Source organism: Vreelandella populi (genome assembly GCF_003989825.1).
GTDB classification, from domain to species: domain Bacteria; phylum Pseudomonadota; class Gammaproteobacteria; order Pseudomonadales; family Halomonadaceae; genus Vreelandella; species Vreelandella populi.
In genome coordinates this window covers 16472-35666 of sequence record NZ_RZHE01000002.1, presented here as the reverse complement: position 1 = coordinate 35666, position 19195 = coordinate 16472, and the positions used below count along the sequence as shown (strand labels likewise).

18 protein-coding genes are annotated in these 19195 nt (G+C 56.0%); 8 read left to right on the top strand and 10 right to left on the bottom strand.

Going from position 1 to position 19195, the window contains the following annotated elements; translation table 11 throughout:
• Window positions 1–24 precede the first annotated feature (24 nt).
• Genes ELY25_RS00160 through ELY25_RS00130 form a run of 7 tightly spaced genes read left to right on the top strand, consistent with a single transcriptional unit; the run spans window position 25 to window position 5444 of the window.
• Window positions 25–1167, top strand: coding sequence for an ABC transporter substrate-binding protein (locus tag ELY25_RS00160; RefSeq protein WP_126949291.1), 1143 nt, complete (start codon window positions 25–27; stop codon window positions 1165–1167).
• Window positions 1168–1227: 60 nt separating this feature from the next.
• The gene (locus ELY25_RS00155) at window positions 1228–2148 is read left to right on the top strand and encodes a branched-chain amino acid ABC transporter permease (RefSeq protein WP_126949290.1); all 921 of its coding nucleotides are present in this window, start codon (window positions 1228–1230) and stop codon (window positions 2146–2148) included.
• Window positions 2141–3184 (top strand): branched-chain amino acid ABC transporter permease, encoded by a 1044-nt coding sequence (locus ELY25_RS00150; protein ID WP_185856208.1) that lies wholly within the window; start codon window positions 2141–2143, stop codon window positions 3182–3184. The genes ELY25_RS00155 and ELY25_RS00150 overlap by 8 nt, the downstream gene beginning before the upstream one ends.
• Window positions 3177–3929: an ABC transporter ATP-binding protein gene (locus tag ELY25_RS00145; protein ID WP_126949289.1), complete on the top strand. Its 753-nt coding sequence runs from the start codon at window positions 3177–3179 to the stop codon at window positions 3927–3929. The genes ELY25_RS00150 and ELY25_RS00145 overlap by 8 nt, the downstream gene beginning before the upstream one ends.
• Window positions 3922–4602: an ABC transporter ATP-binding protein gene (locus ELY25_RS00140; protein WP_126949288.1), complete on the top strand. Its 681-nt coding sequence runs from the start codon at window positions 3922–3924 to the stop codon at window positions 4600–4602. Before ELY25_RS00145 ends, ELY25_RS00140 begins: the two co-directional genes overlap by 8 nt.
• Window positions 4603–4611: 9 nt before the next feature.
• Complete coding sequence (locus tag ELY25_RS00135) at window positions 4612–5019, top strand: acyl-CoA thioesterase (RefSeq protein WP_126949287.1); 408 nt, start codon at window positions 4612–4614, stop codon at window positions 5017–5019.
• Window positions 5020–5030: 11 nt separating this feature from the next.
• Window positions 5031–5444 carry a RidA family protein gene (locus ELY25_RS00130; RefSeq protein ID WP_126949286.1) on the top strand — a complete coding sequence of 138 codons (414 nt, stop codon included), beginning with the start codon at window positions 5031–5033 and terminating at the stop codon, window positions 5442–5444.
• A gap of 40 nt (window positions 5445–5484) precedes the next feature.
• On the opposite strand, the gene ELY25_RS00125 is transcribed toward ELY25_RS00130, so the two are convergent.
• The 8 genes from ELY25_RS00125 to yrfG all read right to left on the bottom strand — a co-directional run bounded on the left by ELY25_RS00125 (window position 5485) and on the right by yrfG (window position 15119).
• Window positions 5485–6336: an alpha/beta hydrolase gene (locus tag ELY25_RS00125; RefSeq protein WP_126949285.1), complete on the bottom strand. Its 852-nt coding sequence runs from the start codon at window positions 6334–6336 to the stop codon at window positions 5485–5487.
• 46 nt (window positions 6337–6382) lie between these two features.
• The gene (locus ELY25_RS00120) at window positions 6383–6883 is read right to left on the bottom strand and encodes a disulfide bond formation protein B (RefSeq protein WP_126949284.1); all 501 of its coding nucleotides are present in this window, start codon (window positions 6881–6883) and stop codon (window positions 6383–6385) included.
• Window positions 6880–8520 (bottom strand): glutamate--cysteine ligase, encoded by a 1641-nt coding sequence (gene gshA, locus ELY25_RS00115; protein ID WP_126949283.1) that lies wholly within the window; start codon window positions 8518–8520, stop codon window positions 6880–6882. The genes ELY25_RS00120 and gshA overlap by 4 nt, the downstream gene beginning before the upstream one ends.
• Before the next feature lie 197 nt (window positions 8521–8717).
• On the bottom strand, window positions 8718–11057 hold the full coding sequence (locus tag ELY25_RS00110) for a Tex family protein (protein ID WP_126949282.1): 2340 nt from the start codon (window positions 11055–11057) through the stop codon (window positions 8718–8720).
• Between the two features lie 166 nt (window positions 11058–11223).
• A complete protein-coding gene (locus ELY25_RS00105; protein ID WP_126949281.1) occupies window positions 11224–12780 on the bottom strand; it encodes a phosphoenolpyruvate carboxykinase in 1557 nt (518 codons plus the stop codon).
• Between the two features lie 311 nt (window positions 12781–13091).
• Complete coding sequence (gene hslO, locus ELY25_RS00100) at window positions 13092–13967, bottom strand: Hsp33 family molecular chaperone HslO (RefSeq protein ID WP_126949280.1); 876 nt, start codon at window positions 13965–13967, stop codon at window positions 13092–13094.
• An 85-nt stretch (window positions 13968–14052) separates the two neighbouring features.
• Window positions 14053–14442 (bottom strand): ribosome-associated heat shock protein Hsp15, encoded by a 390-nt coding sequence (gene hslR / locus ELY25_RS00095; protein WP_126949279.1) that lies wholly within the window; start codon window positions 14440–14442, stop codon window positions 14053–14055.
• Entirely contained in the window at window positions 14442–15119 is a 678-nt protein-coding gene (yrfG, locus tag ELY25_RS00090) for a GMP/IMP nucleotidase (RefSeq protein ID WP_126949278.1), read from the bottom strand. The genes hslR and yrfG overlap by 1 nt, the downstream gene beginning before the upstream one ends.
• A gap of 72 nt (window positions 15120–15191) precedes the next feature.
• On the opposite strand from yrfG, the gene nudE reads away from it, so the two are divergent.
• Window positions 15192–15791 (top strand): ADP compounds hydrolase NudE, encoded by a 600-nt coding sequence (gene nudE, locus ELY25_RS00085; RefSeq protein ID WP_126949277.1) that lies wholly within the window; start codon window positions 15192–15194, stop codon window positions 15789–15791.
• Between the two features lie 463 nt (window positions 15792–16254).
• On the opposite strand, the gene ELY25_RS00080 is transcribed toward nudE, so the two are convergent.
• Both ELY25_RS00080 and ilvD read right to left on the bottom strand, forming a co-directional pair.
• Entirely contained in the window at window positions 16255–17310 is a 1056-nt protein-coding gene (locus ELY25_RS00080) for an oxidoreductase (protein ID WP_126949276.1), read from the bottom strand.
• A gap of 18 nt (window positions 17311–17328) precedes the next feature.
• On the bottom strand, window positions 17329–19173 hold the full coding sequence (gene ilvD, locus ELY25_RS00075) for a dihydroxy-acid dehydratase (protein ID WP_126949558.1): 1845 nt from the start codon (window positions 19171–19173) through the stop codon (window positions 17329–17331).
• Window positions 19174–19195: the final 22 nt, after the last annotated feature.

Sequence of the window (19195 nt, the reverse complement as noted above, 5' to 3'; positions counted from 1 at the left end):
CATAAATACATTGAGGGAATGATTATGAAAAACATGACTCGCTTAGGCCTTGGCCTTCTGCTCTCTTCAAGCGTCGCGATGGCCCATGCTGAGGACGTTAAAATCGGCATGATCACGACACTTTCAGGGGGCGGCTCTCACCTGGGTGTCGATGTGCGCGATGGCTTTATGCTGGCGATGGAGCAGTCGGGAAAGGATGATATTGACGTACTCATTCAGGATGATGCCAACCGACCTGACCTGGCCCGCAGCCTGGCCAATGAGTTTATGCAGCGTGATGACGTTGACATCCTTACCGGTATTATCTGGTCCAACCTTGCCATGGCGGTCGTACCTGCTGTGGTTCGTCAGGGGACCTTTTACCTGTCTCCTAATGCAGGTCCTTCTGACCTGGCCGGGCGTATGTGCCACGAGAACTACTTCAACGTAGCGTACCAGAATGACAACCTGCACGGGGCCATGGGTGCCTACATGCGGGAGGAAGGCTATGAGAAGCCCATTATCTTGGCCCCGAACTACCCAGCGGGTACTGATGCGCTAGCAGGCTTCAAGCACCTTTATGAAGGGGACGTGATCGACGAGCTTTATACCCAGATGGGGCAAACCGACTACGCCGCTGAAATTGCCCAGATTCGGGCCAGTGATGCCGATAGCCTGTTCTTCTTCTTACCCGGCGGTATGGGTATCTCGTTTATGAAGCAGTGGGAAAGCTCGGGGGTGGATATTCCCATTTTCGGGGCTGCTTTCTCGTTTGATGAGATTCTGATCAAAGCAGTGGGCAGCGCAGCCATTGGCGCTCGAAATACGTCACTCTGGGCTTATGATCTGGATAATGAAACCAACCACCGCTTTGTAGAGAGCTTCCGGGAAGCGTACGGACGCACACCGACGCTGTATGCCGCACAAGGGTTCGACACCGCCAACCTAATCTTAAGCGCCCTTGAAGTGGCCCACCCTGATGATCAAGACGCCTTCCGTGAAGCGCTACGTGCTGCCGACTTTGATAGCGTACGTGGCGAGTTCCGTTTCGGCCCCAATCATCACCCCATTCAGGATATCTACGTCCGTGAAGTGGTAGAAGGTGATGACGGCCAGCCGACCAACCGCCTGCTGGGTATCGCTATCGAAGATATTCAAGACATTTATTACGAACAGTGCCAGATGTGAGATCAGCGTGGCTGGGTGCTATCACCCAGCCTATCTCCATTTCTTTAAGGGATACCCAACGTGTCCGTTACTCTACTCATTGAACAATTACTCAACGGCGTACAGCTTGGCACCATGCTGTTTCTGATGGCCAGCGGCCTTACGCTAATATTTGGGGTGATGGGACTTATCAATCTCGCTCACGGCTCCTTTTATATGGTGGGCGCCTACGCGACGGCGGCGATTACCGCCTCGACAGGTTCCTTTTTAATTGGGCTGGGCGCAGGCATCGTAGCGGCCGCTCTGGCCGGCGCGCTGGTTGAGCTGATTGTTATTCGCCGCCTGTATCATCGCCCTCACCTTGATCAGGTACTGGCAACCTTTGCGCTTATATTGATTTTCTCAGAAGGGACGCGCTTGATCTTCGGTTCGTCTCCTTTACGGCTAAGCCCACCCTCCTGGCTAACCGGTTTTGTCACGCTGCCGGGCGATACCCGCTATCCCATTTATCGCTTGGTACTGATTGGCGTGGGAGTTGCCATTTCCATTGGGCTTTACCTGCTTATTTCTCGAACGCGGCTAGGCATGCGTATTCGAGCAGGGGAAAGCGACCGGGAAATGATTGGCGCGCTAGGGGTGAATATTTCAAAGCTCTACACCTTGGTATTTGCGCTAGGTGCCGGCTTGGCGGGACTTGCCGGTGCGCTTGTGGGCGCGCTGCAGTCGGTACAGGTGGGTATGGGCGAGCCGGTCTTGATACTCGCCTTTGTCGTGATCGTGATCGGCGGCATTGGCTCAATCAAGGGCGCGCTCTTCGGTGCTTTGCTGGTGGGTATCGTGGACACGCTTGGCCGTGTTTACCTACCGATTTTCTTTCGTGCCTTCATGCCACCCTCTGAGGCAACGGGCGTCGGCGCGGCATTAGCCGCGATGCTCATCTATATCCTCATGGCCGTTATCCTCGCGTTCAAGCCTAAGGGACTGTTTGCCGCTCATGACTAATCCTACTTCCTCAGGGGTTGCCGAAGCTTCTCTGGCACCTAGCGCTGACAGCCATTTTAGCCGTAAAGGGCTTGTACAGCTCACTCTGCTCGGCCTGCTGCTCCTATTGCCTGTAACGGCTTACTTTCTGGGTCACATCTATTATGTAAACCTGGCATCACGTATCACGATTATTGCCATGGCCGCTGTGGGCTTGAACTTGGCGATTGGTTACGGCGGCATGGTGAGTTTCGGTCACGCGGCCTATTTTGGCCTAGGCGGTTATGTAGCAGGCATTAGCGCCTATCACGCCTTTGATTTTACGCCGTTCATGACCTGGCCCTTTAGTGTGCCAGGCAGCGATAACCTGCTGGTCGTATGGCTGGCCGCGGCCGTACTATGCGGGCTGCTGGCGCTGGCTATCGGGGCTATTTCGCTGCGCACCACCGGGGTGTATTTCATTATGATCACCCTCGCCTTTGCCCAGATGATTTACTACTTTGCCAACTCCTGGCCCACATACGGCGGCGAGGATGGCCTGCCTATCTACCTGCGCAACGGCCTTCCGCTTGTCGATACCACCAACACACTCAGCTATTTTCTGATTTGTTTCGCGGGCCTTGTGCTGGCCATGGCGATTACGTCACGTCTGATGAAATCGCGCTTTGGCGCTGCACTAACGATGGCACGCCTCAACGACGTGCGACTTGCAACAGCGGGCATCAGCCCCTACCCCATTCGCCTGATTGCGTTTGTTATCTCTGCCGTTATTACCGGGCTTGCAGGTGCGCTGTATGCTGATCTGAACGGCTTTGTCAGCCCTACGATGCTTAGCTGGCACTTTTCCGGCGAGCTGATGGTGATTGTCATTTTGGGTGGCGTTGGACGTCTTTATGGTCCGCTTGCTGGTGCCATTCTGTTTGTCATGATGGAAACACTACTTGGGGGCATTACCCAATACTGGCAGCTCTTCCTTGGGTTGGTACTGCTGGGCGTGGTTCTGTTTGCCAAGCACGGCGTCATGGGCTGGCTTGCCGGGAGAGAGCGCAATGAGTGATGTCGTCCTTTCGCTGCACCAACTGCACAAGCGCTTTGGTGCCTTACAGGCAACCAATGACGTATCTCTGGAACTGCACCAAGGCGAAATTCATGCCTTGATCGGCCCTAATGGTGCAGGTAAATCCACCCTTATCGGGCAGATTGCCGGCAACATACGCCCTGATGAAGGCAGTGTTTTCCTGGCAGGCACCGACATCACCCGCATGAGCATTGCTCAGCGCGCCCGGCTAGGCCTCGGGCGCAGCTTTCAGGTTTCATCCCTTGCCGAACCGTTATCAGTAATGCGCAACGTGATGATGGGTGTTCAGGCATTGCAAAGCCATAGCTTTCGCTTCTGGAAACCCGTCGCCCGCGATAAGGAGCTGCTTGAACCAGCCTATGAGGCGTTGGAACGCATGCAGCTTAGCCACCGTGCCTGGACGCCTGTATCGGAGCTTTCTCATGGTGAACGACGCCAAGTGGAGGTCGCCTGCGCTCTGGCACTCAAACCGCGCGCCCTACTGCTCGATGAGCCCATGGCGGGCCTGGGGCCGGAAGGTTCAGCCAAGCTTACCGAGCTGCTTGAAGCCCTGAAAGCCGAAGTCCCCATCTTGTTGATTGAGCACGACATGGAAGCTGTCTTCCGGCTGGCTGACCGTATTTCAGTGCTGGTATCGGGTAGCGTTATAGCGCAGGGAGATAGTCACGCGATCAAACAGGATCCGCGCGTTCGGGAAGCTTACCTGGGGAATGATGATGCTTAAAGTTGCGGATATTGAAACATTCTACGGGCCTTCCCAGGCGCTCTTTGGCGTCAACCTGGAAGTCAACGCCGGTGAAATGGTCGCATTGATGGGACGCAACGGCATGGGTAAAACCACCACCATTCGCTCCATATTCGGGCTTACGCCGCCCCGGCGCGGTGCCATTGAATTTGACTCCCAGAGTCTTATTCGCCTCCCCTCATACCGTATTGCCAAAGCCGGGCTGGGCTTGGTGCCTGAGGGGCGCCGCTGCTTTCCTAACCTGTCCGTTCGTGAAAACCTCATGGTAACGGCGCGTCCAGGTGAATGGACCTTGGGCAAAGTGGAAGCCTTATTTCCCCGCCTGGAGGAACGTCGCTCGCAAATGGCCAAAACGCTTTCTGGTGGAGAGCAGCAGATGCTGGCCATTGGACGCGCCTTGATGACGAACCCAAGGCTACTGGTACTGGACGAAGCCACGGAAGGCTTAGCCCCGGTTATTCGCCAGGAGATATGGCAGGCTATTCGACTTCTCAAGAAGCAGGGGCAGGCCACGCTGCTAGTGGATAAGTCATTAAGCGAGATTCTTCCCATTGCTGATCGCTGCACCATTCTGGAAAAGGGTTGTACCGTATGGAATGGCAAACCGGCCGCGCTGGATAACACCATTCGTGACCGGTACCTGGGCGTTTAGGAGCAAATCATGACGTTTACGACACAGCGAAAGGTGCGTTTTCAGCATTGTGACCCGGCAGGCATTGTTTTTTACCCGCGTTATTTCGAGATGATCAATTCCGTGGTTGAAGACTGGTTTGAGGAAATTGTGCAGCAGGATTTCAACTATCTGCATGTTGAAAGCGGGGCGGGAGTACCCACGGTTTCAATAAACACCCAGTTTTGTGCGCCGAGCCGGTTAGGGGAAATATTAACCTTCGAACTGGCTGTTCAAGCCGTTGGGCACAGCAGTCTAACACTGCAGATAAATGCGTATTGCGCTGATCAGAAACGTCTAACAAGTCGTTTGACTTTGGTATTTATGAATTTGCATAGCGGTAAGTCAATGCCATGGACCGATACAATGCGCCAACATTTTATCGTCGATAACCTATAAGGATAGCCCTCATGAGTGACGCCACCTTTCACCAGCTTCTTCATCCTGCTCACTGGAAAGCCGCAGCAGGCTACGCTAACGGCGTATTGGCTTCCGGCCAGACTGTTTTTGTAGGCGGGCAGATTGGCTGGAATGCCGATCAATTGTTTGAAAGCGATGATTTTGTCGTTCAAGTGAACCAGGCGCTGCAGAATATCGTAACCGTCTTAAAAGAGGCTAACGCAGGCCCTGAGCATCTTGTGCGTTTGACCTGGTATGTGACGGACAAACGGGAGTATCTGGCAAGGCTTAAAGAGGTAGGTGCGGCCTATCGCGAAGTGCTGGGCAAACACTTCCCGGCGATGACCATGGTGCAGGTGGCAGGCCTTGTCGAAGACCAGGCCAAGGTGGAGATTGAAGCGACAGCGGTGATCCCCGAAGCCTAGGCCCTATCTGAAAAATGACAGCGCCCCGGGCGGGGCGCTGCTAAACCTTGTGAAACGCCTTGATCCACTCAACAAAACAGCCCCCTTCAAGGTAGTGCTCAAGAATTGAAAAGTGGTCGGCTTCCTTGAATAAATGCTGCTCTACCTGCTGGCCGTTCTGCTGCAATTGCTCGCCGTAAGTCGTCATTTGCCGTTCAAACTCTTCAGGCTCTTGGCCACCCACGGCTAACTGCATGGGCGCCGTCACCCGGCACGGCAGCCATAGCGGGCTGAATTCCTGAACATCTCGCCCGCTTAACTGCAGCTTGGGCTGCAGCCACGACCAGGGGAAAGGCCGCAGATCGTATAGGCCACTAATACAAAGAGCACCACGAATCAGCTGGTTGGGCAAGCCAAAGCTGCCTTCCCAGTCGGTCGAAACGAGCATGGCCGATAAATGTCCGCCCGCTGAATGGCCTGAAATGCTCAGTTGTTCAGGATCGACACCTAACGCCTTTGCATGCCGATAGACATAAGCAACTGCTGCCTGGCTTTGCCGAACCAGCTCGCTAAAGCGCACCTGGGGGCACAAGGCGTAATTGACTACTGCTACCGTAATACCTGCCTTGACGAGACCATCGACAATAAAGCTGAACTCACGATGACTTAATGAGCGCCAATAACCGCCATGATAGAAGACATGCACGGGAGCATCTGAACTTTGCGCATGGAAGATATCCATGCGCTCGGCAGTGGAAGGACCATAGGCAAGATCCAGCGTCACGCGGTGCCGGGCACGTGACGCTTCACTACGCTGTTGCCAATCCTTCACTAATACCTGAGGGTCTCGACCGAGCATTGGATTGTAGGCCCGGTCGATCTCTTCTTGTGTGGCGAAGTGTCGATAAAGCACGCCGCTCTCCTTGTTATTCTTGGATAATGACCGACAGCTTAAAGTTCTACCGTTTGATAGCTAACCACACCATACGCAGCGGCACGAGTGCCAGTATCGCGAAACCAAGCAGTGTCCAGGCGGGCAGTGAGAAGCCCAGAAGCGTGAAATCAATCTCCGCACACTCACCTGAGCTATTCAGCACCATGGAAATGACATCCCTCATGGGCAGCACATCCATCATGTAATCCAGGCCAGGGCCGCAGGAAGGTACTTGATCGGCGGGCAGGCTTTGTAGCCAGACATGGCGCCCGGCAATAAAGGCACCTGTTCCCACCGCCGCGAGCCCTAGCACACCGTAAATACCTGCACCTACCTTGCCACCTGGGTTATGGATGGCCGCAACGGCAAAGATTACCCCTGCGGCGATCACCGCTACGCGCTGAAAAACACATAACGGACAAGGTTCAAACCCGCCAATATGTTCAAGACCGAGCGCTACCGCCATCATCAACACACAAAATGCCAGGCCTGCGAGCGCTACTGGACGAAGTGCTGCCTGGTTCATTGCCTATCCTCAGGAAGTAACGCCGACAGAGCGCGGGACTCACGCGCCTTGGTAAAGTAGGTTTCCAGAAAGGCAGCGAAGCTTTCCTGATCGGCCGCTTCAATATCCCGCTGTTGCTGGTGTGATGTTTCGATCAGCTGGGCCAGCAACGCTTCGCGCGAGCGCAGCATGGGGGTTTGCTTAAGCTTTTCACCTTGTTCTTTGGCAAGTACCAAAAGCGTATCACTAAGCGAGCCGTTGCCTTCCTGGATACGCGCCAGTAGCTGTGCTGACGGAGTGAGCGATGGATCTTTCAGCCGCGGCGCCAGTTCATCCAATGCAGCAACGTGAGGAGCGTTGTCTTCCACGGCATCGAGAAGACGGGCGACTTCTTTGAGCTCGGCAAAGATCTGTTCGCCCCACTCGTGCACCGAGGTGGCCTGACCGTTACGAATCAGCTTAAGCTCAGGGTCACGCCCCCGCTCGACGACCCAGCGACGATTGTCGTCTAGGCGGTCACACTCGTCATCCGAGATCCACGGGCTTTCGCTGAGCAGACACCACATCAAAAAGGTATCTACAAAGCGCATCTGGGTTTCGGTAACGCCTAGTGGGTCAAACGGGTTCAGGTCCAAGCAGCGCACTTCGATATATTCAACGCCACGTGCTTCAAGCGCCTGGCTGGGCGTTTCGTTGTGCTTGGCCACTCGCTTGGGGCGTATATCGCTGTAGTACTCGTTTTCGATCTGCAGGATATTGGCATTTAGCTGCTGCCAGTTACCCTCTACATTAACGCCGAGCTTTTCATAGTCGGGCCAGGGCGTTGAGATGGCATGACGCAACGTGTTGACGTAGTTCGACAACGAATTGAAGCAGATCTTGAGCTGCGACTGAACCTTGTTCTGATAGCCCAGATCCGACATGCGAAGCGTTGTGGCGAACGGTGCATAAAAGGTGTCGTCGTTAAGCGGCTTCAACTTTTCCGGCACGTTGCCTTCGGGCAGAAAGCTTTTATCTATCGCGGGTGATGCGCCAAACAGGTACAGCAGCAGCCAGCTATGACGGCGGAAATTACGGATAAGGCCGAAATAGCGGGTGGAGCGATAGTCATTGAACGGAATATTGACCGCCCCTTCCAGCTCGCGCAGGGCATGCCACATGTCTTCCGGTAGCGAGACGTTGTAATGCACGCCGGCAATCGCTTGCATAATACGCCCGTAGCGCACATCCAGTCCTTTGCGGTAGACATGCTTCATGGTACCCACGTTAGACGTGCCGTAGTCGGCGATAGGCACGCTATCGTTACCCGAAAGCCGTGACGGCATGCTACCCGGCCAGATCCACTCCTGGTCAAGGTGGTGGTAGGTAAACGTATGCAGGTCGGACAAAAACTCTAACGCTTCGCGAGGCTGCGAATAGACCGGGGTAATATACTCGACCAGCGCTTCTGAATAATCGGTGGTGATATGCGGATGCGTGAGCTTGGAGCCTAGGGCGGCGGGATGCGGCGTTTGTGCAATATGCCCCTTTGCATCTACCCGCAGCCCCTCTTTTTCCAGCCCTCGCCGCAAGCGTCCCAGGCGCCCCAGACGGGCACTGGGCAGTAGCCGCTCGATTTGGGCGGTTAGTTGGGCAGGTACAGTGAGTGGTTCAGGCAAGGTGAACACTCCTTGTCAGTAAGGCCCGCCATGCAGGCCTTGGTGAAATCCGGTGGCATCGCCATCGTCGCTGTCTCGAAAATAGAAGACAGGATATGGCGGCAACCATTAAATATTCAAGACATCCAGGTCTTCAGGATATCCAGGCATTGAGAACAGTCGGCCCATCCGAGCACTTAAGTCTTCGCATCGGGCAACTATTTACTCTTGCGCGCCTTGAGCAATGCCGCACCGAGCGCCCCCATGGGCGCCGCCGTTTCAGCAGACTTTTGGGTAGCGCGTTTACTACGTGGTGGCTTTTGTGCCCCTTGACCTGCCGGCGCGGGAGTACTTTCTTCTCGCTGCGGCTCGTCATCCAGACGCATGGAAAGCCCTACCCGCTTACGGGCAATATCTACACTCATGACTTTTACCGACACGATATCCCCGGCTTTCACCACGGTGCGCGGGTCATCGATAAAGCGATCGGACAGCGCTGAAATATGCACCAGGCCATCCTGGTGCACCCCAATATCCACAAAAGCGCCAAAGGGGGTCACGTTGGTTACCGTGCCTTCCAACACCATCCCGAGCTTGAGATCCTTGAGGGTTTCCACGCCTTCACGAAACTCTGCCGCCTTGAACTCCGGGCGCGGGTCACGGCCGGGCTTATCAAGCTCGCTGAGTATGTCGCTGACCGTGGGGATCCCGAAGCGCTCGTCGGCGAAATCAGCTGGCTTTAAGGCTTTCAGCGCGGCGCTATCACCAATCAGACCTTTCACTTCACGCCCGCTCTGCTTGGCGATACGCTCAACCAGGGTATAGGCCTCGGGGTGGACGGCGCTGGCATCCAAGGGGTTATCGGCATTGTGAATACGCAAGAAGCCCGCGCACTGCTCAAAGGTCTTGGGGCCCAAGCGGCTGACTTCCAGCAGGGCCTTGCGGCTTTTAAATGCACCGTGAACGTTGCGCTGGGCTACGATGTTGTCCGCCAGGGCAGTACTCAAACCCGCTACCCGAGAAAGCAGCGCGCTTGACGCGGTGTTGAGGTCAACGCCCACGGCGTTTACGCAATCCTCGATAACCGCTTCCAGACTGCGAGAAAGCTGAACCTGAGAGACATCGTGCTGATACTGGCCCACACCAATGGATTTGGGTTCAATTTTGACCAGCTCGGCCAGCGGGTCCTGCAGGCGACGAGCGATAGATACCGCGCCGCGAATCGTGACATCCAGATCCGGCAACTCGCGAGAGGCATACTCTGAGGCGGAGTACACCGAAGCGCCCGCTTCAGATACCATCACCTTGCTTAACCGGTATCCAGGCGCCAGCGCTTTAAGCAGCTCGCCTGCAAGTTTGTCGGTTTCCCGGCTCGCGGTACCGTTGCCCACCGCGATGAGCTCGACACCGTACTGCTTAACAAGCTTGGCAAGCACTGCCAGCGACTCATCCCAGCGGTTTTGCGGTGCGTGGGGGTAGATGGTGGCCTGATCGACAAACTGTCCGGTAGCATCCACGACCGCCACTTTGCAGCCGGTACGCAGCCCAGGGTCGAGAGCGAGCGTTACCTTCTGCCCCGCAGGTGCAGCCAGTAGAAGATCTTTCAGGTTGGCGGCGAAAACCTCAATAGCCGTTAGCTCCGCCTGTTCACGCAGGCGACCCAGCAGTTCAGTTTCAAGCGCCGTATACAGTTTTACCCGCCAGGTCCAGCGGACAACCTCGCCTAACCACTTATCGGCGGCGCGGCCTTCATCGCTAATGCCTACCTGGCGGGCAATGGCGACCTGGGCCGGGTGAACGGGGGCCTCATCTTCACCTGGCAGGCGAATGGAGAGGCCCAACACGCCCTCGTTACGCCCGCGGAACATAGCAAGGGCACGGTGTGAAGGCACCTTGGCCAGCTTTTCATCGTGCTCGAAATAGTCGGAGAACTTGGCGCCCTCCTGCTGCTTGCCTTCAAGCACGCGGGCGCTCAGCTCGCCTTCTTGCCACAGGCGCTCGCGCAGCCGACCGATCAGCTCCGGATCTTCGGCAAAGCGCTCCATGAGGATCTGCTTGGCACCATCCAGCGCCGCCTTGGCGTCTTCAATCGCGGGAATGTCACCCTCGGCCGGGCGCAGGTAGCTGGCCGCTTCGGCTTCGGGGTCAAGTGTAGGGTTGGCAAGCAGCGCGTCAGCCAGGGGCTCGAGGCCGGCTTCACGGGCAATCTGCGCCTTGGTGCGGCGCTTTTTCTTGAACGGCAGGTACAGGTCTTCCAGACGCTGCTTGGTTTCGGCTGACTGGATAGCAGCCTTCAGCGGCGCATCCAGCTTACCCTGCTCATCGATCGCGAGCAGCACGGCTTCACGGCGCTCTTCAAGCTCGCGCAGGTAGCGCAGCCGTTCATCCAACTGGCGCAGTTGCGTATCGTCCAGCGCTCCGGTGATCTCTTTACGGTAACGGGCGATAAAAGGCACTGTAGCGCCACCATCCAGTAACTCTACCGTGGCCGCCACTTGCTGTATACGCACGCCTAGCTCATCGGCTAAACGGGAAATAATTCGCTGATTGACATCCATAAATTGCAACTAACTCATGCAGCATTTTTAAGTGCTCACAAGGTATCACAATCGATCTATTACCGCTTTATCTGGACGCGACGCAAAAGCCGTTCAAACATCCACATAGCAGAAGACCGCCCGTAGGCGGCCTTCTGGCATAACGTGCGTTCCTAGCAATACGTCATTAGGTCAGCTGCGGACCCGCCTTGATGATCGCCTCGTTAACACCTTCAAATTTCTTGAAGTTGTCCACGAATTTGGTGGCCAGCTCTTTCAGGTGACGATCATAAGCGTCGCGATCTTCCCAAGTGTCGCGCGGGTCGAGCAGGCTTGAATCAACGCCCGGTACGGCAACCGGCACTTTCAAATTCAAGCCTTCAATGTGCTTGGTTTCCACATCGCGCAGCACGCCTGACTGAATTGCGCTGATGATGGCGCGGGTGGTCGGGATAGAGAAGCGCGAGCCGCCTTCTCCAAACGCGCCGCCCGTCCAGCCGGTGTTCACCAGGTAAACCTGGGCGTCCTTCTTGTCCACACGCTTGATCAAAAGATCGGCGTATTCACGTGCCGGGCGCGGGAAGAACGGCGCACCAAAGCAGGTAGAGAACGTCGCAGCCAGGCCTTCAGACGAGCCCATTTCGGTCGAACCCACTTTGGCGGTGTAGCCTGACAGGAAGTGGTACGCGGCGGCTTCCTTGGAAAGCACGGAGACCGGCGGCAGTACGCCTGACATGTCGCAGGTCAAGAAAACGATGGCGTTCGGTTCACCGGCTAGGTTTTCCGGCACACGCTTTTCAACGTGCTCAAGGGGGTACGCAGCGCGGGAGTTTTGCGTCAGGCTGTCGTCGGCGTAATCGGGTTCGCGGCGGTCGTTCAACACCACGTTTTCAAGCACGGTGCCAAACTTGATGGCGTTCCAAATAACCGGCTCGTTCTTCTCGGAAAGGTCGATACACTTGGCGTAGCAGCCACCTTCCATGTTGAAGACGATACCGTCACCCCAGGCGTGCTCGTCATCGCCAATCAGGTAGCGGGCCTGGTCAGCGGACAGTGTGGTTTTACCGGTGCCGGAAAGACCAAAGAACAGGCAGGTTTCGCCATCTTCTCCCACGTTGGCCGAGCAGTGCATGGGCAGCACATCAGAAGCCGGCAACAGGAAGTTCTGCACGGAGAACATGGCTTTTTTCATTTCGCCCGCATAGCGCATGCCGGCAATCAGCACCTTCTTCTCGGCAAAGTTGATGATGACACAGCCGTCAGAGTTGGTACCGTCGCGGCTCGGGTCGCACTCAAAATTCGCCGCGTTAAGGATGATCCACTCATCCTTGGCCGCCGGGTTGTAAGCCGTCGGACGCACAAACATGGTGCGGCCAAAGAGGTTTTGCCAAGCAGTTTCGGTATTGACGCGCACCGGTAGATAATGGGTGGAATCGCTGCCCACGTGCAGCTCGGACACGAAATACTCACGGCTACCCAGGTAGTCTTCCACCCGCGCCCATAGGGCATCGAACTTGGCGGCTTCAAACGGACGGTTGACACTGCCCCAGTCGATGCTTTCGCTGGTGGAAGGCTCATCGACGATAAAACGGTCTTTCGGTGAACGCCCTGTGCGTACGCCGGTATTGACTACCAGAGCACCATCAGCCGACAAGCGGCCTTCACCACCGGCCACGGCGCGCTCGATCAGTTCGGCGCTGCTGAGATTAACGTGAGCTTGGGGAGCGGCTTGAGTCGTGGTCATGTCGATTCCTGGGCCTTGCGGCCATTCTCTCGTTACCGGGCGTCACTGACGCCACCAAAAAAGTCATCCCAGCGATAAAAAATTCGCTGGGTGTGTTGAAGTCAGGCGCATTATTGCAAAAAGAAAGCCCCCGGGAAACGGGGGCTTTAATCAAACATCTTGTAGTTAAACTACTACAAGGACACAATATTTTGTGTTGCAGCGCAGTAAAGTTTCAAACAATTGTTTAATGGATGAGCCGGATGCGTTGTAGCTACTGGCTCTTAGCCTCATTAAGTCTTTTCACCACGCTGACAACCCTGACTACAGATTTAGTGAATAACGGGAGATGGTGCGTCGGGGTTTTCCAATAAAGCTTCAATATCGGCTGCTGTGTAGTGATATTTCGTGTGGCAAAAGTGACATTGTGTATCAATAGCACCCTGTTCACGCAAAATATCGCGCAGCTCATCGGCTCCTAAAGTGACCAATGCGTTCGCCATCCGCTCCCGCGAACAGGTACAGCCAAAGCGTAGTGCCTTGGGCTCAAAGACCCGAACGGTTTCCTCATGGTAGAGACGGTAAAGCACTTCGCGTTGTTCCAACCCTAGGAGCTCCTCGGTTTTGATCGTCTCGGCCAGAGCTACGCTGCGCTCCCAGGCATCAGTATCCTGATTTTGCGAGGCATCAGGCAGGCGCTGCAGCAATAGGCCTCCGGCGCGCTCACCGTTAGCGGCTAACCACAACCGGGTAGGCAACTGCTCGGATTGGCCAAAGTAGGCTTCCAGACAGCCGCTAAGCGTTTCATGGTCCAGTGCGACGATCCCTTGATAGCGGTTGCCTTCGCGCGGGTCGAGCGTGATGACAATTTGCCCTTCTCCGACCAATTCGCGAAAGCTCGTCCGCTCGCTGGGTAAGTGGCTGTCTTCGGCAATACGGGCAATCGCGCGTAGCTCGCCGCCAGGATTGGATTCTGCCATCAATAGCGACAGCACGCCTTGGCCACGCACTTCGATGCTTAACGTGCCGTCAAGCTTGATGGTATCGGTCAGCAGCGCAACGGCGGCCAGCAGTTCGCCCAGCAGCTCATTGACCGCTGGCGGGTAAGCATGGCGCGTGAGCACTTCGTGGTAGGCTGTGGCCAACGTTACGATTTCGCCACGTACATTGGTTTGGTCAAACATGAACCGCTGAATCTGATCAGACATAACTAAGGCCTTAAGATGAAAAGTGTACCTGGCGGATTCACCTATCAGGGGCCATTGGCACCCCGTCAGGCGTTGGGTTTATCGGCTACTCGCCTGGCTGACGCTGAAAGCGCTGTATATCGCGGCGCTGCTTTTTATCAGGCCGCTTGAGGGGGTGCTGCATGGCTTCATTGGTAAGCCTGCGTGCTTCGGTCTCTCGGGCACGGCGCTCGGCACTCTCTGTCGTTTCTGCGTAGAGTTTGCGTGCTTCAGGCGCACCACGACGCTGGTCAGAAAGCTCGATCACTTCGACTTCATAAATATCCCAACCTTGAGGCACACGAATCAGCGCCCCCAGCTCGACGTTTTTACTGGTTTTGACACGCGCACCGTCGTAGTGCACCTTGCCACCTTCAATAGCTTTTTTGGCGAGCGCCCGGGTTTTGAAAAACCGTGCGGCCCATAACCACTTATCCAAGCGAACGCTGTCGCTCATTAACGCTCTCCTTGCTGCCCAGGTAAGTTTTCTGGCAGCAGTTGGGCAAATCGATCCAAGGCGATAAATTCCTGTAGCTCTTTTTCAGGGCGCTGACTATCGGGCTGTTTAATGCCGAGCAGATGGCGAATACCAAATTCACGGGCGCTTTCCAGCACGCGGACATTATCGTCAATGAACAGGGTGCGGGCCGGGTCAAAGGGCTCTATGTCCTGCAGTGCGAACCAGAACGCCTGCTCCTCTTTTGCCGCCCCCACATCTTCTGATGAGATGATGGCATCCAGGTATTTTTCCAACCCCGTTAGCGGTAATTTAAGCGATAGACTGGCTCTATCGGCGTTAGTGGCCAATACGATACGTGGATGCGCCTGCTTGAGCCATGTCAGAAAATCCAGCGCATCGCCACGTAGACCAATCAGGTGCTGCACTTCACGCTTTAGCGCCACGACATCCACGTCAAGCTCTCGACTCCAGTACGCAAGGCTGTACCAGTTAAGCGTCCCCTGCTCCCCCATGATCCGATCACGCAATGCATCCTGCGATGCTTCATCCAGCTGATGCAGCTCTCTATAGCGCCGGGGAAGGTGCTCCAGCCAGAAGTGGCTATCAAAGTGCAGGTCCAAAAGCGTGCCGTCCATGTCCAGCAGGACGGTATCAATTTCGCGCCAGTCGATCATTGCCGCTCCAGTCTGAAAGAGTAAGCGTGCTATTGTAGCTTAACCCTTTTTTAGCAGCCATGGAGGCGCTCTATGTCAACAGCAGACACTTCATCCAGCTACCCGCGCAAGCCACAGATTCTGGCCCGGGAGAGCGTGGCAAAAAGCCGCCTGTTTCATGTGGAGTCGCTGGATCTGCGTTTCTCCAACGGCGAGGAGCGCCAGTTTGAGCGCCTGACCGGTGCCGACCGCGGCGCGGTAATGATTGTGGCCATGCCCGACCCTGATCACGTATTGCTGATTCGAGAGTACGCCGCAGGCTTTGAAGATTATGTGTTAACGCTACCCAAGGGCCTGGTGGATCCAGGTGAGGATATCGTGACCGCTGCTAACCGCGAGTTGATGGAAGAGTGCGGCTTTGGCGCCCACCGCATCGAGCCGCTGGTTGAGCTTTCGCTGGCGCCGAACTATATGCGCCACCGCATGCAGGTGCTGATAGCGACTGACCTGTACCCCAAGCGCCTCCCCGGCGATGAGCCAGAACCGCTGATTGTGGAAACCCACCCGATCGAAGACCTGCCCGCCCTGCTGCTGCGCGACGATTTTCACGAAGCCCGTGCCATTGCCGCTCTGTATATTGCCCGCGACAGGCTGCGTGACGAGAAGCGGCAGAACAGCGCGGATTTGTTGTGAGCTAGTCTCAGGCTTTTGCACCGTTTCAATCAACCCCGGCAGCGCTGGACGCGCTGCCGGGGTTGCGCCTAGAGGCTTACCACGCGCTACGGGTATGCACCACATCAAATATCGGTGATAAACCCGTAGCGCGTGGTAACGTTTTGCGAGGATACGAGCAAATAAGGCACCCGCGGGAGGCGGCTGCAAGCCGCCCTGGCTGTGTCACCAAAGGTATGCCCCAATCCCGGCAGCGCTCACCGCGCTGCTTCCGCGGGTGCGCCTACCGGCTTACCACACGCTACGGGTATGCGCCATATCAAGCTTCGGCGATAAATTCGTAGCGTGTGGTAACGAATCTGCGAGGCACGAGCAAATGAGGCACCCGCGAATGGGCGGCGCCTAGCCGCCTCAGCTTTGCCACCCAACGCATGCTTTTGCGCCACCTACTTCGGAAAACCCGCAACACATTCCTATATCAGCCTTAGAAATTGGGCTTTAGTGCTATCCAGCGACGTTGGCGATGGCTATCCTGCCCTGCTTCCAAAAGCGTCATGGAGCGCAGCGCCGCATCAATATCTACCGGGAGCGCGGCGTGACCTTGAATAGCCTCAACGATTCCTTGGTAATAGGCCAGGTAGTTACCCGGCTGAGTAGGATGTTCACGGCTTGTCAGTGATGCCTCTTCACCCTGCCCATCCTGCAGTGTTAACGTCCCTGGGGTATCTTCTCCCCAGTTAACAGCGGGCACTTCTCCTGCCTTCAGGCGGTCTTCTTGAGGATCCAGGCCGTATTTTACATAGCTGCCTTGCGTGCCATGTATCCGAAAACGTGGCGTCGCTTCGGCCACTAGCGCACTGGCGCTCAACTGAACACGACGGTCATCGTAGGCGAGCAGTGCGAGAAAATCATCATCGGCTTGGGCGCCATCGCGGCGCGTACCCAACTCCAGTAAAATGGCGTTGGGCGTCCCGAACAGTTCGCATGCTTGGTCAAGCAGATGCGGACCCAAATCAAACCAAAGGCCGCCACCCGCCGCGGCTTTCTCGCGCCAGCGGTCGCGTACTTCTGGTTTAAATCTATCAAAACGCGATTCGAAACCGGTCACACGCCCTAGCGTGCCTGCATCCAGCAAAGCCTTAACGGTTAAAAAGTCGCTATCCCAACGGCGATTATGAAACACCGAGATCAAACGCTCCTTCACCACGGCCAGCGATTTCAACTGCTTGGCTTCTGACAGCGTCACGGTAAACGGCTTATCCACCACCACATGCTTGCCCGCAGAAAGTGCCATTTTAGCAAGCGGGAAGTGGGTATCGTTGGGGGTGGGAATTACAATAAGGTCAATATCGTAACGCTGACATAATGCCCGCGCTTCGCTCTCAACTTCTACTTCAGGCAGGTCTGCCCGTACTTTGGCTACATCACTTGAAGATACAGCCACCAGATTCAGGCCTTCCGTGGCCTGAATGAGCGGTACATGAAACGTTTTGCTCGCGAATCCGTAGCCTACCAGGGCTACATTGATCGTTGCTTTCATAATGCTCCTTGCGAAAGTTTAATCGAGTTTTGAAAGATCGCGCACCGCCCCTTTATCAGCGGAAGTAGCCAATAGTGCATAGGCTTTGAGCGCAGGCGTTACCTTGCGCGGCCGCTGCTCAACAGGCTTCCAGGCGTCTTTGCCCTTGGCGTCCATCGCTTCGCGGCGGGCAGCCAGCTCAGCGTCAGAAAGTTTCACGTTAATTGTGCGGTTAGGGATATCGATAATGATGGTATCATCCTGCTCTACCAGACCGATCGCGCCGCCCGCTGCCGCTTCCGGTGAAACATGACCAATGGAGAGCCCTGAGGTGCCGCCTGAGAAACGCCCGTCGGTGAGCAATGCACATGCTTTGCCCAGCCCTTTCGATTTCAGGTACGAAGTCGGGTACAGCATTTCCTGCATACCGGGGCCGCCTTTGGGGCCTTCGTAGCGAATCACCACGACATCGCCTTCTTTTACCTTGCCATCCAGCACGTTGGCGACTGCCTGATCCTGAGACTCCACCACGTGAGCCGTGCCTTCAAACAGCAGAATGGAGTCATCAACGCCTGCAGTTTTGACCACGCAGCCATCCAGCGCGATGTTGCCATAAAGCACAGCCAGGCCGCCTTCGGTCGAGAACGCGTGCTCAAGATCACGGATACAGCCGGTCGCACGGTCGCCATCCAGGCTTGGCCAACGAGCACTTTGTGAAAAGGCCGTTTGGGTGGGGACACCGCCGGGACCTGCTTTGAAGAACTCGACCACTTCAGCACTGGGCGAGCGCATGATGTCCCACTCTTTCAACGCGTCCTTGAGGGTATCGCCATACACGGTGGGCACTGAGGTATTCAGCACACCCGCTCGGTCAAGCTCGCCCAGAATCGCCATAATACCGCCGGCACGGTGCACGTCTTCGATATGGTACTTCTGCGTATTGGGCGCCACCTTACAAAGCTGGGGCACCTCGCGAGAGAGGCGGTCGATATCCGACATGGTGAAATCGACTTCGGCTTCCTGTGCTGCCGCCAGCAGGTGCAAAATGGTATTGGTGGAACCGCCCATGGCGATATCCAGCGTCATGGCGTTTCTGAACGCGGCTTTCGAACCAATCGCACGGGGCAGAAGATGCGCTTCATCGCCTTCATAGTAGCGCTTGGCCAGTTCGACAATCTTGTGACCCGCGTTTTCAAACAGGCGGCGGCGATCAGAATGGGTTGCCAATACCGTGCCGTTACCCGGCAGCGCCAGACCTAGTGCTTCCGTCAGGCAATTCATGGAGTTGGCGGTGAACATGCCTGAACAGCTGCCGCAGGTGGGGCAAGCGCTGCGTTCCACTTCGGCCAGCAGCTCATCATCCACGCTGTCGTCGGCAGCCATGACCATGGCGTCGACCAGATCCAGCCCGTGATCCAGAAGCTTGGTCTTACCCGCTTCCATGGGGCCACCGGATACAAAAATAACCGGAATGTTAAGGCGCATGGCAGCCATCAGCATGCCAGGAGTGATCTTGTCGCAGTTGGAAATACACACCAGCGCATCGGCGCAGTGGGCGTTACACATGTACTCGACGCTATCGGCGATGATATCGCGGCTGGGCAGCGAATAGAGCATGCCATCGTGGCCCATGGCGATACCGTCATCGACGGCGATGGTGTTGAACTCTTTGGCCACACCACCGGCTTTTTCAATTTCACGCGCGACCAGCTGTCCCATGTCTTTCAGATGAACATGGCCCGGCACAAACTGGGTGAATGAGTTGGCGACCGCGATAATCGGCTTATGAAAATCGTCGTCCTTCATGCCGGTTGCGCGCCATAAAGCGCGGGCGCCAGCCATATTGCGGCCAGCAGTGGTCGTACGGGAGCGATACTCGGGCATGGTGTCCTCTACTACATCTTTT

What these genes read in the sequence shown, in the direction of transcription:
- ELY25_RS00130 (WP_126949286.1), top strand. Translation starts at nt 5,031, where the DNA reads ATGAGTGACGCCACCTTTCACCAGCTTCTTCATCCTGCTCACTGGAAA.
- nudE (WP_126949277.1), top strand. Translation starts at nt 15,192, where the DNA reads ATGTCAACAGCAGACACTTCATCCAGCTACCCGCGCAAGCCACAGATT.
- yrfG (WP_126949278.1), bottom strand. Translation starts at nt 15,119, where the DNA reads ATGATCGACTGGCGCGAAATTGATACCGTCCTGCTGGACATGGACGGC.
- hslR (WP_126949279.1), bottom strand. Translation starts at nt 14,442, where the DNA reads ATGAGCGACAGCGTTCGCTTGGATAAGTGGTTATGGGCCGCACGGTTT.
- ELY25_RS00135 (WP_126949287.1), top strand. Translation starts at nt 4,612, where the DNA reads ATGACGTTTACGACACAGCGAAAGGTGCGTTTTCAGCATTGTGACCCG.
- ELY25_RS00110 (WP_126949282.1), bottom strand. Translation starts at nt 11,057, where the DNA reads ATGGATGTCAATCAGCGAATTATTTCCCGTTTAGCCGATGAGCTAGGC.
- ELY25_RS00160 (WP_126949291.1), top strand. Translation starts at nt 25, where the DNA reads ATGAAAAACATGACTCGCTTAGGCCTTGGCCTTCTGCTCTCTTCAAGC.
- ilvD (WP_126949558.1), bottom strand. Translation starts at nt 19,173, where the DNA reads ATGCCCGAGTATCGCTCCCGTACGACCACTGCTGGCCGCAATATGGCT.
- ELY25_RS00120 (WP_126949284.1), bottom strand. Translation starts at nt 6,883, where the DNA reads ATGAACCAGGCAGCACTTCGTCCAGTAGCGCTCGCAGGCCTGGCATTT.
- ELY25_RS00145 (WP_126949289.1), top strand. Translation starts at nt 3,177, where the DNA reads ATGAGTGATGTCGTCCTTTCGCTGCACCAACTGCACAAGCGCTTTGGT.
- ELY25_RS00080 (WP_126949276.1), bottom strand. Translation starts at nt 17,310, where the DNA reads ATGAAAGCAACGATCAATGTAGCCCTGGTAGGCTACGGATTCGCGAGC.
- ELY25_RS00140 (WP_126949288.1), top strand. Translation starts at nt 3,922, where the DNA reads ATGCTTAAAGTTGCGGATATTGAAACATTCTACGGGCCTTCCCAGGCG.
- ELY25_RS00150 (WP_185856208.1), top strand. Translation starts at nt 2,141, where the DNA reads ATGACTAATCCTACTTCCTCAGGGGTTGCCGAAGCTTCTCTGGCACCT.
- ELY25_RS00105 (WP_126949281.1), bottom strand. Translation starts at nt 12,780, where the DNA reads ATGACCACGACTCAAGCCGCTCCCCAAGCTCACGTTAATCTCAGCAGC.
- hslO (WP_126949280.1), bottom strand. Translation starts at nt 13,967, where the DNA reads ATGTCTGATCAGATTCAGCGGTTCATGTTTGACCAAACCAATGTACGT.